The sequence below is a fragment of the Paenibacillus sp. M-152 genome (genome assembly GCF_003856555.1).
Classification (GTDB): Bacteria; Bacillota; Bacilli; order Paenibacillales; family Paenibacillaceae; genus Paenibacillus; species Paenibacillus polymyxa_C.
Genome location: NZ_CP034141.1, coordinates 67994 through 85180 on the forward strand (window position 1 = coordinate 67994; position 17187 = coordinate 85180).

A 17187-nucleotide genomic window follows, 5' to 3' on the forward strand; every position below is an offset into this window, starting at 1 on the left:
TTACAAATAAATTGGAAGCACTTGGTTCGTTTGATCGCGGTTACGACCAACCGAGAAAATAGCGATTGGAATGCCTGTCAGCTCGGATACGCGTTGTACGTATTTGCGTGTATTTTCAGGCAGTTCCTCCAACGTTTTTACGCCAGTAATATCTTCGCTCCAACCTGGCAATTCCTCATATACCGCTTCGCATTCCGCCAGCATTTTCAAGCTAGCTGGATAATGCGTGATGATCTCACCGCGATATTTGTAGCCTGTACAGATTTTAACTGTTTTTAGGCCTGTCAAAACGTCCAGCGAGTTCAGGGAAAGACCCGTTAATCCACTGACACGACGGGCATGACGGACAACGACGCTGTCAAACCAGCCAACACGACGAGCACGTCCTGTAACCGTACCGTACTCATGACCTGTTTCACGAATGTAATCGCCGACTTCATCGTTCAACTCCGTTGGGAAAGGTCCATCACCTACACGAGTTGTGTATGATTTAGCTACACCGATCACTTGTTGAATTTTGGACGGGCCTACACCGGAACCGATACATACGCCGCCAGCCGACGGGTTAGAGGACGTAACATATGGATACGTACCTTGGTCGATATCGAGCATAACGCCTTGCGCACCTTCAAACAACACCTTACGATTAGCGTCGATTGCATCGTTCAGCACAACAGACGTGTCCGCTACATAAGGACGGATAAACTCAGCATATTCCAGGTACTGTTTCAATATTTCTTCAACATCCAGCGGCTCGCCGCCGTATACTTGCTCAATCACTTGATTCTTTTCCTTCGTTAGATGGCGCAGTTTCTTTTCGAATTCCTCTGCATCCAGCAAATCAGCAATACGAATACCGTTACGTGCAGCTTTATCCATATAAGCAGGACCGATCCCTTTACGGGTAGTACCAATTTTGTTAGGACCTTTGCGGTCTTCTTCCAGCACATCCAACGTCATATGGTAAGGCATAATGACATGTGCGCGGTCACTAATGACCAAATTTTTTGTGGAAAATCCATTATCATGAATATAAGTAATTTCTTCAATAAGAGCGGCTGGATTCACTACCATGCCGTTGCCAATAACACACTTTTTATCTTCATAAAAAACGCCGGATGGAATCAGGCTCAGCTTATACTTTTTACCGTCAATGAGAATCGTATGACCAGCATTGTTTCCGCCTTGGTAACGGGCCACCACTTCAGCGCTTTCCGCCAGATAGTCCGTGATTTTACCTTTGCCTTCGTCTCCCCATTGTGTTCCCACAACGACTACAGTTGACATGTTTCATTCCTCCGTGGAGTGCCCACAGACACTCTGATTTTGAGCTGACGCGCTAACACATATCTGGCTTCAGCCGCCTCAGCGGGCAGATATGAAGCGTTCTCGGACAGCAGGAAAAAACGTCCGTCGCAGACATTCCACAAGTTCGGAAAGCCCCGGGCGTAATGATCTCCCGCTACGTTGAAGCAGCACTATAAGTGTACCAGTACCATTTTTCAAAGTCAAATAAAAAGCGAACATTATATTACATGAAAATAGTATTGTTCGTAATTGAGAGTTTCAATCGTTCTATGAAAATATATGAATTCTATAAAAAAGACTCTCTCGAAATCGCGATACCCGCGTCGAAAGAGCCTTTTCTAAACATACTAATATATTAACCGGCGAACGCATCCGAATGGGCACGCTCGTAATTAGCGAATTTATTATAATTTTTAAGAAATACCAACTCTACCGTACCGACCGGGCCGTTACGCTGCTTGGCAATGATAATTTCAATAATATTTTTCTTTTCTGTTTCCTGATTATAGTAATCATCCCGGTACAGAAACGCAACGATGTCAGCATCCTGCTCGATGGAACCTGATTCCCGCAAGTCACTCATCATTGGCCGCTTATCTTGACGCTGCTCTACACCCCGACTCAGCTGGGAAAGGGCGATTACAGGCACTTCAAGTTCACGGGCGATTTGTTTCAATGTCCGTGAAATTTCGGATACCTCCTGCTGCCGGTTCTCGCCCGCTTTGCCGCGTCCGTGAATGAGCTGCAAGTAGTCAATAACGATCATACCCAGTCCCTTTTCCGCCTTGAGACGGCGGCATTTGGCTCGGATATCAGCCACAGTGATGCCGGGCGTATCATCGATATAAATTTCCGCCTCTGACAAGGCTGCAATGCCCATCGTCAGCTTCGCCCAATCGTCATCGCCCTTAAATTCACCTGTCCGCATGACGTTCGCGTCCAAGTTAGCCTCGGCACAGATCATCCGCTGCACGAGCTGAGCCGCCGACATTTCCAGACTGAAGATGGCAACCGTCTCTTTTGCCCGTACTGCAACGTTTTGTGCAATATTCAGGGCAAATGCCGTTTTACCTACAGATGGACGAGCAGCCACAATGATCAGGTCATTGCGCTGGAAACCCGCTGTCATCTTATCCAAATCAACAAAGCCGGACGGAATTCCGGTCGTGTTGCCCTTGTTCTGATGCAGCAATTCAACGCGGTCAAACACTTCCATCACGACATCGCGGATGGCAATAAAGCCACTGCCTGAGCGCCCGTTGGAGATTTCCATAATCTTGCGCTCAGCATCGCTCAGCATGCCGGCGACATCCTCGCCACTGCTATAGCCTTCGCTCACAATCTGTGTAGCTGCACGAATCAAGCGACGAAGCATCGCTTTTTCTTCAATGATCTGGGCATAGTAATCCACGTTAGCCGCTGTTGGCACCCCGTGAGCCAACTTCGCCAGATAACTGACACCACCGATATCCTCTAGCTGTCCCTTGTCTTGAATTTTCGAGGTCAGCGTAACCAAGTCAATCGGCTGTCCGGATTCACCCAGCTCAATCATTGCTTCGTAAATCATCTGATGAGCTTTATCGTAAAAGTCCTCGGTCTGCACCCGCTCCATTGCGGTAATCAGTGCTTCGGACTGAAGTAAAATAGACCCGATAACCGCCTGTTCAGCCTCCAGATTTTGCGGAGGAATCCGATCAAAAAATTCGCCGCCCATAATTATTCTTCAGTCACCTGTACTTTCAGCGTAGCTTTGACCTCAGGATGAAGCTTGACGGTCATTTGAGTCACGCCCAACGTACGAATCGGTTCTTCCAGCTCGATTTTGCGTTTGTCCAGCTTGATGCCTGTTTTAGCAACAGCCTCTGCGATTTGCTTGCTTGTAATTGCGCCGAACAGACGTCCACCTTCTCCAGCCTTTGCTTTGAGCTGAATTGTAGTCTCTTCCAGCTTTTTGCCGAGTACTTGTGCCTCTTCCTTTTCCTCTTGCTTGCGTTTTTCCTCAGCAGCGTTTTGGTTTTCCAGCGTCTTCATATTTCCTTCCGTTGCTGGGCGGGCAATCCCACGTGGCAACAGGAAATTCGCTGCATAACCGTCCGACACTTCCTTAATCTGCCCCTTCTTACCTTGGCCCTTCATATCTTTAATGAATATTACTTTCATTCAAATAACCCCTCTTCCCCATCAATTTCGGCCAGAACGTCGACCACTCTGCGCTTAGCTTCCTCCAGCGAGCAATCCAGCTGAACCGCTGCGTTTGTCAGATGTCCTCCGCCGCCTAGCCGTTCCATGACGACCTGTACGTTCATGCGTCCGAGTGAACGGGCGCTGATCCCCACCAGGCCGTCAGGACGTTCACTGACCACAAAGGAGGCCAGTACATCCGTCATATTGAGCAATGAATCCGCCACCTGAGCAATCAGGAGCTGCGGTATTTTTTGTCCGGGCTCGGTCACCGCAATTGCGATATGCCCATATATCATTTTAGCATGCTTAATAATTTCCGCCTTAGCAATATATTCATCCAGGTCCTCTTTTAACATGCGCTGGATCATGACTGTATCTGCTCCACTACGTCTTAAGAAGCCAGCAGCCTCAAACGTACGTGAGCCTGTATGCAGGGAAAAATGCTTGGTATCCACCGTAATCCCCGCCAGCAGTGATGTTGCCTCCAGCGGTGTCAGCTGGACCTTCTCATGGATATATTGCAGCAGCTCGGTCACCAGTTCACAGGCCGATGACGCGTATGGCTCCAAATAGATTAGAACAGAATCATTAATAAATTCCTCGCCCCGACGGTGATGATCCACAACCACCACCCGGCTGGCCGTCTGCACCAGACGAGGCTCAATCGTCATTGAAGCCTTGTGCGTATCCACCACAACCAGCAGGCTGTGCTCGGTCATCACCTGAAGCGACTGCTCCGGTGTCATGAGCGCTTGCGACAGCTTCTCATCCTTGTTTACCTGCTCCATCATTCGGTCAATAGACGGATTGGATTTGTCCAGTACGATATGGGCCTCTACATTGTAAAGTGCCGCGGCCTTCCATACACCGATAGCTGCTCCTATTGCATCCATGTCCGGTATTTTGTGTCCCATAATCAGCACGCGGTCGCTCTCCTGCATCAGATCACGCAGCGCATGTGCAATGACTCGGGCTCGCACCCTGGTACGCTTCTCGACAGCATTGGACTTGCCTCCATAAAAGGACAGGCGCTGTCCCGCTTTCACTGCTGCCTGATCCCCCCCGCGTCCAAGCGCCATATCTAGACTGGACTGGGCCAACTCGCCCAGCTCCTTGATACTCTCTGCGCCGAAAGACAAGCCAATGCTCAATGTCATCGGTACTTTCAAATCCGCCGTCATTTCCCTCACGGTATCCAAAATGACGAATCGGCTCTGCTCTAGCTCTTGGAGTGCTTTATGATTCAGCATAATCAGATAACGCTCAGATGACAACCGGCGCAAATAAATATTGTACTGATTGGCCCAGGACGTAATCTCGCTGGAAACCTTCGCAATAAGCGCGGTGCGCTGCTGATCGTCCATTCCCTGAGCAGCCTCGTCCATATTATCAAGCATGACGATACCAAGCGCCAACCGCTCGTTCTCATACTGCTTGCGCAGTACCGCGAGCTCCGTCACTTCATACAAATATATCAGACGCTCATCAGGCACGATTAGAAACTGATAATGACGCTCATCATGCTGTAATTCCACCTTTAGTTCACGAGCAGGTTCTTTCGTTTCTTTTTTAGTGCTTAGAGCATTTGCGAGTTGAGGAAACAAATCTTGAAGAGGCTCTCCAATCAATGATTGCTCCTCGAACATCTCACTGGCAAAGCGATTGTGCCATTCTACGGTTCGATTTTCACTGTATAAAATGATACCGAACGGCAGTGTACTGATCGCTTCTCCCTCCACCCGCTTAATCCGGAAGGAAAGACCACTGATATATTGATTCAGTTCCCGACGAAAATCCAGCTCCGTCTTCAGCATCAGTCCGCCGAGCAAGAATGATAGCAGCAGTCCTATCACACCCAGTTCCCAGTTGTACATGGAAATACATATGACAAGCACCAGCAGCAGTAAAAACGCCCAGACCGTCTGATAGCCGTGCCAGCGTTTTTGTAGAAATTTAGGCATGACTGTTCACCCTATTTCTTTGATCTTGTAATAGCTTCACGCAGCGGAAAGGCCAAATCAATAATACCTATAATGCGGAGCGGCTGGAACACCAGAACGACGAGCGACAGCAGCAACGCAATCACCGGGCTCTTTTTACGGCTATGCGTCCAGAAGTATACAAAACCAATTGTCTGGATAATAAAACATGCATGGATCAGCGGTAGCATACTAATGGAGACCGTTTGAATCCAGCTGCTATCGGAAGAATCCGCTATCCATCCAATTACAATTGCCAGCAGATAGTACCAGATCAGCGTACGCGGTAGCATCCACTGGCGGGCAGGCTTCATTTTACGTACCGGCACATCGAGACTACTCAACGCTGGACGTGCCAAAGCATGTGTGATCACTGCCAGTATGAACGAGCTGACAATCATCACATATGGAACTTTACCAATCAGCATTGTACCGAGTTTCTGCGTATCTTCAGCTGTCCAGCTCATATTCGCAAACATCGGATTCGCACTCAAAATCTGCTGTACAATACTGGCCGACATCTCAGCCTGATCACGAAGGGACTGTGAAAGATCAAACCCGAAGGAATACGTAGCGATAAACAGTACAAACAACAATTCGGCTAAAATAATGCCCGTTCCGGTCATCAACGCCTGAAAGGCAGATCCTCCCTTTTTATATACCCGTCCCATCAATATAGAAGGAATCAGAAAGTAAATCGCAGGAAGCAGCGAATACACATCGAGTAGCGCTATAATTAAAAGCACCGGTATGACGTGAACCAGAAAACCTTTGAAAGGCAGCGATGAAAACAATACAGCGCCAGGCACAATCAGAAAAAATACGGTAATAATTCTAAATGGTGTCAATAGAGTCAGCAGCAGAAGCAAATAAATAACGCTCCATGCTACAGTGGCCAAGCGGAATTTCAACGTTTTCACCTCTTACGCATATGTTCTTCCAGTGCGGAAATGTCCTGATACCAATCCTCCAACTGGTGTCCTTCTTTTCTGTGCTTTCTTAGCTTGTCGATGAGTAGATCATCCAATTCACGGTAAGACACCCCAAGACGCCTCCCCAGAATATAACTGCTCATCACCAGGCTGGCCAAACAATCACCAATACGGACTGTACTGCCTTCCCACATCGCCTTAAACAGACGGGAGACTTGGTCAAGCACCTCTGTTTTAAGCCATTCAATAACCTTGGCTCGTTTAACTACATCCATTTCTTTAGGCATATGATGAAGAGTCACACCCCTCTGAAAAAGCTTTATTCTCCATTATAGCATATCCTATTTTGAAAATAACTGTTACCCCATAGGGTAAATCGTTATTTCATAGCAGCTCTGCTGCTTATTTTAGCTTGAAGTATTAAGCGATTCCTTAGACACAAATTTCTCACAATACTCAATAATTTGGCTGCGGCGCACGATACCGATAAACCGCTCCATATCATCCACGACGGGCACAAAGTTTTGTACCTTCGCCAAATTAATCAGATCCTCCATATTGGCATCAATGGATACAGGTTTCATCGAAACCCGCAGCGGAACGTCCTTGAGCATAAACTTAGAAGCGTTTTCAAAGGTGATTTTCCCCTCAGACTCTTTCATATGCCACAATAGGTCGCCCTCTGTAACCGTACCCGTATATCTACCTTCCTTATCCAAAATAGGAACCGCTGTGAACCGGTGATATTCCATTCGTTCCAATGTTTGCCGTAGAGTAGCATCCGCCGTTACACAAGCGACCTCTTGTTTGGGAAGCAAGAAAAAAGCGATATTCATGAGAAACGAATCCCCCTCAAAATCAAATATAAATCAATTGATTACTCACTGAATGTCCTGCTTGTCGGGAAGCCTCAGCGTCTGCGGGGTTGTATCAGAGTCTAGCCAGTTCGCAATCATAAGTCTGGCATATTCAAGCTCCTGTTCATTAGCCCGGTCATAGTACAGACCCTTTTTCTTGAACCCTTCCCCCGTAATCGTAAAACTTGAAATTTGTGGATTCCCCTGTGAAATAGCTTGCTTGCCAAGCCCAGTAATAAAGGCAGGTTCCATATCCGTTGTGAAATTGGCCCCCATAATATCGAGCAACTCCGGGATCTTGGTGATTCCATCGATATTCAGCAGCCTATCGGCCATAGCGTTCAAAAAAATTTGCTGACGTTTTGTACGGTTGAAGTCGCTATCTTCCCGATACCTAACATAATACATGGCTTCTTCACCATTATAAAGCGGCTTGCCCGCCTCAATACGGAACTTGATATGCAGCGGGTTTTTATTCTCGATGGGCTGATCGATAGGAAGCACAACTCCACCCACTGCATTCACGGCATCCTGAATACCCTGGAAATTAATCGTAGCATAATAATCGACCTTATGCTCCATCAGCTTCTCTACGGTGGCCATGGACATATCCTCGCCTCCGAACGCATAAGCATGCCCTAACTTATCAAAATCATCCTCGCCATCTCGATTGGAATCATGTCCGGCAATCTGTACATACGTATCCCTTGGAATGGAGACCAAGAGCACACGCGATTCTGCGGGCCGAACAGCAGCATATATCACCGTATCTGAGCGACCACGTGCCTTTTCGTTTGGCCTTTGATCCGTTCCCAGTAGCAACACCGAAAAAGGCTCCTTTTGGTAAGCCACCTTCTCTTGCGGCTGCTGTTCCGCGGATTGACGAGGCTGGTAGGATTTCTCCAGTTTGCTTTCCAGCGTCGGTGACACAAACCAGTCGAAAGCCACGAGCGTCAACTGTTTGCGGAATAGATAGCCCCCTACTGCAACTAAAAGCAAGACAATACATGAAATATATAGAGCGGTAAACCTCTTTTTCTTTTTGGGCTTTCCACGGGTCCTTCTCTTATGTCTTCTCTCCATCATGGCTTCCTTCCTTCTTTCGTCCACAAATCCCATCTCTTCATTAAACCGGATGGGTCCCTCATGAAGCGGAAACTTCCCCTCAAAGCATAAAAGGTCAGCTACCTTGTTGTCAAAAGTGCCATGGCGTGGTCAGTTCCTCAAATTCATGACGAAAAAGGCTTCGCCCTTACGGTCAAAGCCCTCAGTAATGTATATATAAGTATTCTATGTAGCCTTCAAAGTTATCTTTTATTTTTAATGCGGAGCCAATTTCACCAAATTTTGCAAACGCACAGGAAAAGAGGTGGACAGAGAAAAACCATAATCGAACAACTTCCGTGTCTGCTCGAAACGCTCCTCCTTGCTCGGTGCACCCAGTACTACAGCAACTAACCGTTTGCCATGCTGCTCAGCTGTACCCGTGAAACAATATCCAGCATCGCTTGTGTATCCTGCTTTCAATCCGTCCGTGCCCGCATAAGAGTACGGTCCAGCCAAGGAAGGCAGCATCCAGTTCGTATTGCTGATGTAAATGCCCTTATCCTTCAATTCCATCTGTGTACGGCTGGACGTTCTGAGAATCTCAGGATGTGATGTAATCAAGTAAGAGGCCAACTTTGCAGTGTCGCTTGCCGTCATCTTCGTTTCTCCGCGAATGTCCTTAGGATGGTTCGGCCCTAATTCACTCTGACCTGCCCCAGAGGCATTACTAAAGCGACTATCGGGCGACAACCCAATTTGGGCAGCTTTTTCATTCATGCGCTTTACAAAAGCGTACTCATTCCCTGATGAACGTTCCGCCAGTGCCACAGCTGCGTCATTCGCTGAATACACTACCATACTTTGAAACAATTCAGATACGGTCATTCTTTCTCCATACCGGAGGGATAGATTCACACCACCCACCGTACTGGCATAACGACTAATGCGCACCTCATCATTCCAGCCTAACCGTCCGGTCCGAATATCCTCCAGTACCAGTAGCTCGGTCATGAGCTTGGACATATTTGCGGAGGGCATAGGCTTATCGCCATTCACATCCATTAGTAATTCCCCGGTATGCATGTCCATTAGCACTGCAGCGTCTGCATCCACATTCGGCTTTCCGATCAACAAGCGGGGTCCAAGTGTAATAAAAATCAATATAATAAGTACCGGGACGACAATAGCCCAACGTAACCAATGTTTTTTCATCATCGTAATAACCTCCATACCTTATTAGACGATGAAAAATCCATTTTGTCTGCAATTTTTCGAAAAAAAGATACAATTTTTTTACCTTTTTTTATTTCACAACAAAATACCCGCCAACCCCTGTTACAGGAAGGCGGATATTTTGCTTCTTCAGTATGACGTATTAAGCAAAATGACAGGCTACAAAATGCTGGTCGCCCGCATCTCGATATACCGGAGCCTCTGTTTTACAGCGTGCTTCTGCCATAGGACAGCGTGTATGAAACTTGCATCCTGACGGCGGATTAGCCGGAGATGGGATGTCCCCTTTTAACACAATCCGCTGTCTTTTGATCGTCGGATCTGGAATCGGTACTGCTGATAGCAAAGCCTTGGTGTACGGGTGAAGCGGATTGCTGAACAGCTCCTCCTTGGAGGCCAACTCTACCATTGAGCCCAGATACATCACACCAATCCGGCTACACAGATGCTCGACCACACTCAGATCATGCGAGATGAACAGGTACGTCAGTTGGCGTTCCTGCTGCAAATCGCTTAACAAGTTAATGATCTGGGCCTGAATCGATACATCCAGGGCAGATACCGGCTCGTCAGCCACAATAAAATCAGGATTCAAAATCAAGGCCCGTGCAATCCCGATCCGCTGCCGCTGACCGCCAGAGAACTCATGCGGATAACGATCATAGTGATACGAGGATAGACCGCAAATATTCAGCGTTTCGTTGACCTTTTGCCGCAGCTCATTACGATCAATCAACCCGTGATCCAGCAAAGCCTCTCCGATCGCCTCACCAACCTTAATTCTCGGGTTCAGTGAGCTAAAGGGGTCCTGAAAGACGATTTGCAGCTTTGGACGAAGCGCACGAATCTGCTCCTTGTTTAACGCGTGCAAGTCTTCGCCCTTGTACCGTACTGATCCCTCCGTCTTATCCATTAATCTGAGAATCGTGCGCCCAATCGTACTTTTACCGCAGCCAGATTCTCCTACCAGACCAAAGGACTCACCCTTATGTATGTGAAAGGATACATCATCGACCGCCTTTACATGTCCGACCGTACGCTGAAACACCCCGCCTGTGATCGGGAAATACTTTTTCAGCCCTTCCACTTGAATCAAAGGCTCGCTCATACCCGTTGCCCCCCTTCTTTCTCATATAGCCAGCAGGCAACCTTATGACCATTTTCCTTTTCATTCAAGGGAGGAGCCTGATCCTTGCATATTTGCATGCAATGTGCGCAGCGATCATGAAAATGGCAATTTTCACCCAGCTCAATGGGGTTTGGAACCTGTCCTGGGATGGAATACAGCCGATCCATTTTCTGATTAATGACAGGTTTAGCCTTTAATAGCCCTTGAGTATACGGATGCTGCGGATTTTTGAACAGCTCAATGACAGGAGCCTCTTCAATAACGTTCCCGGCATACATAACGACCACATAATCGGCCATTTCTGCCACGACACCCAAGTCGTGCGTAATCAGCATAATGGACGTTTTAAGCTTATCCTTCAAATCCCGCATTAAATCAAGAATCTGCGCCTGAATTGTTACATCCAGTGCCGTTGTCGGTTCATCCGCAATCAACAGCTTCGGATTGCAGCTTAAAGCAATAGCAATCATAATCCGCTGGCGCATACCGCCACTCAATTCATGAGGATAGGAATGGAATATTTCCTCCGATCGCGAAATGCCCACCAAATTAATCAGTTCAATTGCCCGGGCGCGTGCTTCTTTTTTACTCATTAATGTATGCATCAGCAACGGCTCCGTAATCTGTTCTCCAATCGTAAGCACTGGATTCAGCGAAGACATCGGTTCCTGAAAAATAATCGAAATGTCATTGCCGCGAATTTGCTGCATTTGACCTTTATTGAGTTTTAGGAGGTCTTTGCCCTCAAACCAGATTTGTCCGTCGGAGGTGTGGGGAGAATCAATCAACCGCATCATCGTCATCGCAGTTACACTCTTACCACAACCAGATTCTCCTACCACACAGAGCGTTTCACCCTCACGAATTTTAAAACTGACGTCATTGACCGCTTTGACAGTTCCGTTAGAGGTATGAAAGTGGGTTTTCAGGTTACGAAATTCAATCAAAGCATTTTCCATAAACGTTCGTCTCCTACTTCTTCATTTTAGGGTCCAGCGCGTCCCGCAAACCGTCGCCAATCAGATTAATCGCTACAACAGTAATTAGAATACACATTCCCGGTGGTACCCATATCCAGGGCCGTTTGCGGAAGTCAATCAGGTTATTCGCAGCCGATATCATGTTCCCCCACGAAGGTGTGGGCGGCACAACGCCAATCCCCAAGTAACTGAGCGCAGATTCTGTAATAATCGCACCAGCCACTCCAAGCGTAGCCGTAACAATAATAGTAGGAATCGTGTTCGGCAGCAGATGTCGGAATATTTTACGGCGGTCTCTCAACCCCAGTGCTTCCGTCGCCTGCATGAACTCCTGTTCACGCAGCGTAAGAATCTGCCCTCTGACCAGACGGGACAAGCTCGTCCAGCTCAGGATTCCGATAATAAGCATCAGAAAATAAATACGGTTCGACGGATCAACCTTCAAATCCGACAGAACAGCACCTAAAATAATAAGCAGCGGCAATGTAGGCAGCGCCATGAAAATATCGGCAATCCGCATAATAACCGTATCCACGCCTTTACGATAAAACCCTGCCAGCGCACCCAACGTCGCCCCGATCATGACCGAAATAAACGTGGCGACCAGCCCCACTGTCAAAGAAATACGGCCGGCCAGCATCGTACGCAGTAAAATATCTCTACCAAACTTATCCGTACCAAGCCAGTACTTCGCATTAGGGGATAAATTTTTGTCAGATAGCTTGTAATCATCTAAATGATAAGGTGAAATCATGGGGCCAAATACACAAATGATAACCATGAGAATTAATATAACGAGACCTGCCAAAGCCAGGCGGTTTTGGTTAAAACGACGAATGGCGATTCTCCATGGAGACGCTTCAGGACGGATCGCCGCCTTTTGATTCGTTTCAATCGTGACTGTTTCTGCGGACAATAGTATCCCTCCTACTTCAAGCGAATTCTTGGATCTGCCATGCCATACAATACATCAGACAGTAGATTGCCAATGAGCGTGAGAACAGCCAGAAAAATGGTGAAGCCCAGCATAAACGGATAATCCCGCATACTAATCGACTCCAGATAAACCTGCCCCACACCTGGCCATACAAATACCTTTTCCAGGATCATCGCCCCACCAAATAAGGCTGGAAGCTCGAACCCGAGCAGTGTGATTGCTGGAATCAGGGCATTGCGCAGTGCATGTTTGAAAATAACCGTCCGTTCCTTTAAACCCTTGGCGCGTGCGGTACGGATATAATCCTGACGGATGACCTCCAACATGCCTGTACGGAAATAACGAGTCAGGCTTCCTGTACTCAGCATCGTAAGTACGAGTGTCGGCAGGAACATATGCTTGAGGACATCCACCATATACGCCCACGAACCTGCTTCCATCCCTGCTGTAGTCATACCCCCAACCGGGAGAATTCCCCATTCAAGGGCAAATATTTTGATGACCAATAGACCAATAAAAAATGAAGGCAGCGACATACATAAGAAAATGAATAACGTAACGAACTTATCGAATAACGAATATTGAAACTTAGCTGAAAATACCCCTGCAACAACTGCAATTAGCCAGCTAAAAATAAGACTAAAAAAAGCGATAATAAAAGAGTTCCATACATAATTGCCAATGACCTTCGTTACTGGCTGCTTATGCTGCAATGAATCCCCCATATTTCCCTTTAACATATTACCGGCCCATATAAAATAACGTTGGTATTCCGGTTTATCCAGCCCGTAGATATGTCGTAGCTGCTGCGCCTTCTCGGCGGTCATATTCGGGTTCTGCTTGGCTGTAATATAATCACCCGGCACCATGGCTGAAATCGCAAAAACGATAATGGATATGCCAATAAGTGTGGGGATGAGTTGCAGCAGTCTTCGAATAATGTACTGCTTCATATTCATTCCTCCAGACGAATAAAGTGATATGCCCAGCTCGTGAGAGCTGAGCATACAATTGGCAACCCTTATTGAGCGATTTGAGCGTTATGCAGAGTGAACTCAAAATCTTTGTATGGTGTAATTTCTAAGCCGGATACACGTCCATTCACTGGCCACATATCTCTGCGTTGGTACAAAAAGATAGTTGGCAGATCTTTGTTCAGCTCTTGATAGAGCTGTTTGTAAATCTGTTTGCGTTTTTCTTGATCCAGTTCATGCTTACCAGCAAGTGTTAATTCATCAACCTTTTTATTGGAATAGCCGATATCATTTTGTGCACCATTCGTAATAAAAGTCGTTGTGTCCGGGTCTGGAGTTAAGCCCCAAGCCGCAAAGAACATATCAAACTTGCCCGTATCCTTTTTATCCATAATGGCGTTAAAATCTAAAGTTTCAGAAGTTAGCTTGATGCCGAGCTCCTTATAGTTATTGGACATGATCGGTAGCAAGGCCTCTACTACTGGATTATCAGCAGTTGCGGAGAAGTTAATGGTCAGCTTTTCTCCGTCCTTTTCGCGAATTCCGTCAGCCCCAACCTTCCAGCCTGCCTCATCCAGCAAAGCCTTCGCCTTCGCTGTATCAAACTCATATTTATTGATACCTTCATCCGTGTAAGACCAAGATTCTGTAGACTGTGGAATATTAATGACATTCGCATATGGCCCATACACGCCCTGCACAATCTCTTTACGGTTTAAACCAATAGTTAAAGCTTGACGTACTTTAGGGTCTTGAAATTTCTTTTCCTTGTGATTAAACGCAATATATCCATAGCCATTTGTCGGCATAATATTCACGTCCAAGAAGCCTAGAGCCTTTAATTCCTCTACATTGTCTTCCGTAACTGTGATATTGTCCATGTCCGTTTCGCCTGTTTGCAGCATAGACAGGTTTGTTTCTTCTGTTGTCGTTTTGAAAATAACTGATTTCACCTTTGGTGCACCTTTGAAGTAGTTTGGATTCGCTTCAAGTACGACTTGTTGACCTGGGGAAAAGCTCTTTAGCACATACTGCCCGGAGCCGATTGGTTTATTATTAAGCGCCTTGATGCTGTCCAGATTACCCTTCTTGAACCCTTTTCCGTAATAAGCTTCTGGCATAAAATAAACCTCTGCGCCTAGAAAATCCCTCGTATAAGCTGTTGCTTCTGTAACGGTTACCTCTACTGTGTTATCATCAATGACCTTGATCCCCGAGATATCATTCGCTTTGCCATCGTGATATTCCTTACCACCTTTAATCTTAAAAGATAATACATCGGTTTCTCCATCATAATTCGGATCATGCAGCACTTTGAGAACAAAAGCATAATCCTTTACGGTTACTGGAGTGCCGTCACTATACTTCACACCTGGTTTCAGATGGAATGTGTATTTTAGACCATCCGGCGATACATCAACCTTTTCAGCCAAACTATTTTCATATGTACCATCTGCCTTCACCTGTAAGAAGGAATCAAATACTGTTCTGACTACATATAAATCGTAAGTTGTTTGCCAGAATAGCGGGTTAAATACCCCTTTAGGTGACGTCATACCTACTACAATGTTATCTTTCCGATTCGTTGCTCCTGGAGGATTTTGCGACAAATCCGTCGCTTTAATAACACCCTCTGTAACTGGTGCGCTTGCTTCATTTCCCTCTGTTTTATTATCCGCATTGCCTTGCTGCGGCTGTGCCTCATTAGCACCTCCACTACATCCTGCAAACAGAACACCAACGATCGTAAGCACCATAAGCAAAGAAACCCATTTCTTCGTTTGCACCATCCTGTTAATCCCCCTTAGTCGGTTCTTTATTTAACAGCCTGTCTCATTCCTGCGGTGATTCGTTAAAGCTCGAGGTTCAAAAATGAAGTTTTGCACATCCTCCTTACTGTTCCTAATGATAGTGTAGAACACATGTTTTAGACCCTTGGTCAATTTTGTGCACTGACAACCATTACATTTTTATTAAGGTTTATCTTAAGTGTAAAATAATATCACGTCAATATCTTTTTTTATGTAATATGCAATTGCAAAACATCTATTTTTGTAAAGTTTATGAAATTTACTTGTGGAAAATGACAGAAAATTGAGTGTTATGTAATATAAAATAACATTTCGAATGACCGAAATGTGTACTCTGGCGAGTTGGGGAGCTTGTAATTTCTTAAGCCACTAAAAGGTGATTTATACTTAATGGGTAAACATGGATTGTATTATTAGTAAGTTACAATAGATGGCACTTGTTGTCAATAAAAAAAATCATAAAAAAGGATGTCCCCAGAATTGGGGACATCCTTTCTTTCCACCCACTACTATTCAGTAGTGTAAGGAAGCAATGCGATTTGACGGGAACGTTTAACAGCGATTGTCAACATACGTTGATATTTCGCGCTTGTTCCAGTCACACGACGAGGAAGAATTTTTCCACGTTCGCTGATGAATTTTTTAAGCAGGTCTGTATCTTTATAGTCAATGTGAGTAATTTTGTTCACAGTGAAGAAACATACTTTACGACGTTTGTTGCGACCACCACGACGAGCTGGTCTTTTGTTATCGTCTCCGCCTTCTCTTTGTCTGAAGCCCATTCTTTGTCAGTCCTTTCCCAATTAAAATGGTAGATCATCATCCGAAATATCGATCGGTTTTCCGTCATCGGAAAAAGGATCCTGATTGTTTCGCGAGTTATTATTCCCGCGCCCACTATTGCTGTTACCGCCTCCGAAAGGAGACTCCTCACGCATACCTCCACCGCTATTGCCGCCACCGTTGCCGCTATCGCGGTTAGATTCCAAGAAACGTACATTATCAGCAACAATTTCAGTCACGTATACACGTTTTCCTTCATTGTTCTCATAATTACGCACTTGTACACGGCCTTCAACAGCCGTCAAACGACCTTTACGAAGATAGTTAGCGCATGTTTCAGCAAGCTGACGCCAGGTTACGATCGGCAAGAAATCCGCTTCCCGTTCGCCGCCTTGACTTGTAAACGGACGGTCTACAGCCAGGGTGAACTGGGTTACTGCTACACCAGACGGTGTATAGCGCAGCTCTGGATCTTTGGTCAAACGACCGATCAGAATGACACGGTTCAACAATCCAATCCCCTCCTTTGAGCGTTGTTCATTACATAATCACGTACAATAATTAAGCTACGTCGTTCGTAATGAGATAACGAATTACTTCGTCAGAAATTTTCATGATACGCTCAAGCTCAGTAACAACAGCAGGTTCTGCTGTGAAGTTTACCAGAACGAAAGAACCATCACGGAATTTCTTGATCTCATACGCAAGACGGCGTTTAGTTACATCGTGATTCGTAATTTCGCCACCGCCGTTAGAGATGATACCTTGGAATTTGTCGACTGTCGCTTGAACAGCTTCTTGTTCAATGTCAGGACGAATAATGTACATCACTTCATATTTGCGCATTCTTTACACCTCCTTATGGACATAAGGCCCTCAATCTCAGTTGAGAGCAAGGAACGAGCCTAAACTCGCACTAAAACAGTTTACCAAATCGAGCACCTGAATGCAACCTGCAATTTCGAGCATAAGGCTAAAAACTGCTCACACACATCATATCACTGGTTTTATACAATTTTATATCACACCAAAA

The 17187-nt window shown here is 46.0% G+C and carries 17 protein-coding genes; all 17 read right to left on the minus strand.

The window, feature by feature from the left end:
* Entirely contained in the window at positions 1 to 1287 is a 1287-nt protein-coding gene (locus EGM68_RS00310; protein WP_013373891.1) for an adenylosuccinate synthase, read from the minus strand.
* Positions 1288 to 1663: 376 nt separating this feature from the next.
* The gene (gene dnaB, locus EGM68_RS00315) at positions 1664 to 3022 is read right to left on the minus strand and encodes a replicative DNA helicase (protein ID WP_013373892.1); all 1359 of its coding nucleotides are present in this window, start codon (positions 3020 to 3022) and stop codon (positions 1664 to 1666) included.
* 2 nt (positions 3023 to 3024) lie between these two features.
* Positions 3025 to 3468 (minus strand): 50S ribosomal protein L9, encoded by a 444-nt coding sequence (rplI, locus tag EGM68_RS00320; RefSeq protein ID WP_013373893.1) that lies wholly within the window; start codon positions 3466 to 3468, stop codon positions 3025 to 3027.
* A complete protein-coding gene (locus EGM68_RS00325; protein WP_013373894.1) occupies positions 3465 to 5453 on the minus strand; it encodes a DHH family phosphoesterase in 1989 nt (662 codons plus the stop codon). The genes rplI and EGM68_RS00325 overlap by 4 nt, the downstream gene beginning before the upstream one ends.
* A gap of 11 nt (positions 5454 to 5464) precedes the next feature.
* Positions 5465 to 6382: a DUF2232 domain-containing protein gene (locus EGM68_RS00330; protein ID WP_129548488.1), complete on the minus strand. Its 918-nt coding sequence runs from the start codon at positions 6380 to 6382 to the stop codon at positions 5465 to 5467.
* 5 nt (positions 6383 to 6387) lie between these two features.
* Complete coding sequence (locus tag EGM68_RS00335; RefSeq protein ID WP_013373896.1) at positions 6388 to 6690, minus strand: MazG-like family protein; 303 nt, start codon at positions 6688 to 6690, stop codon at positions 6388 to 6390.
* Between the two features lie 120 nt (positions 6691 to 6810).
* Positions 6811 to 7239 (minus strand): CBS domain-containing protein, encoded by a 429-nt coding sequence (locus EGM68_RS00340; RefSeq protein WP_013373897.1) that lies wholly within the window; start codon positions 7237 to 7239, stop codon positions 6811 to 6813.
* Between the two features lie 45 nt (positions 7240 to 7284).
* Positions 7285 to 8346 (minus strand): LCP family protein, encoded by a 1062-nt coding sequence (locus EGM68_RS00345; RefSeq protein WP_025679378.1) that lies wholly within the window; start codon positions 8344 to 8346, stop codon positions 7285 to 7287.
* Between the two features lie 234 nt (positions 8347 to 8580).
* Positions 8581 to 9522, minus strand: a complete 942-nt coding sequence (locus EGM68_RS00350; protein ID WP_013373899.1) for a D-alanyl-D-alanine carboxypeptidase family protein — start codon at positions 9520 to 9522, stop codon at positions 8581 to 8583.
* 160 nt (positions 9523 to 9682) lie between these two features.
* On the minus strand, positions 9683 to 10648 hold the full coding sequence (locus EGM68_RS00355) for an ABC transporter ATP-binding protein (RefSeq protein ID WP_025679381.1): 966 nt from the start codon (positions 10646 to 10648) through the stop codon (positions 9683 to 9685).
* Positions 10645 to 11628 carry an ABC transporter ATP-binding protein gene (locus EGM68_RS00360; RefSeq protein WP_013373902.1) on the minus strand — a complete coding sequence of 328 codons (984 nt, stop codon included), beginning with the start codon at positions 11626 to 11628 and terminating at the stop codon, positions 10645 to 10647. Before EGM68_RS00360 ends, EGM68_RS00355 begins: the two co-directional genes overlap by 4 nt.
* A gap of 13 nt (positions 11629 to 11641) precedes the next feature.
* Complete coding sequence (gene opp4C / locus EGM68_RS00365) at positions 11642 to 12565, minus strand: oligopeptide ABC transporter permease (RefSeq protein WP_013373903.1); 924 nt, start codon at positions 12563 to 12565, stop codon at positions 11642 to 11644.
* 11 nt (positions 12566 to 12576) lie between these two features.
* Positions 12577 to 13539 (minus strand): ABC transporter permease, encoded by a 963-nt coding sequence (locus EGM68_RS00370; protein WP_016822455.1) that lies wholly within the window; start codon positions 13537 to 13539, stop codon positions 12577 to 12579.
* 68 nt (positions 13540 to 13607) lie between these two features.
* Positions 13608 to 15350 carry an ABC transporter substrate-binding protein gene (locus tag EGM68_RS00375; protein WP_129548489.1) on the minus strand — a complete coding sequence of 581 codons (1743 nt, stop codon included), beginning with the start codon at positions 15348 to 15350 and terminating at the stop codon, positions 13608 to 13610.
* Positions 15351 to 15880: 530 nt separating this feature from the next.
* Positions 15881 to 16153, minus strand: a complete 273-nt coding sequence (rpsR, locus tag EGM68_RS00380) for a 30S ribosomal protein S18 (RefSeq protein WP_013312800.1) — start codon at positions 16151 to 16153, stop codon at positions 15881 to 15883.
* 21 nt (positions 16154 to 16174) lie between these two features.
* A complete protein-coding gene (gene ssb, locus EGM68_RS00385; RefSeq protein ID WP_010346813.1) occupies positions 16175 to 16666 on the minus strand; it encodes a single-stranded DNA-binding protein in 492 nt (163 codons plus the stop codon).
* A gap of 49 nt (positions 16667 to 16715) precedes the next feature.
* Positions 16716 to 17000, minus strand: coding sequence for a 30S ribosomal protein S6 (rpsF, locus tag EGM68_RS00390; RefSeq protein WP_007433230.1), 285 nt, complete (start codon positions 16998 to 17000; stop codon positions 16716 to 16718).
* Between the last annotated feature and the right edge of the window lie 187 nt (positions 17001 to 17187).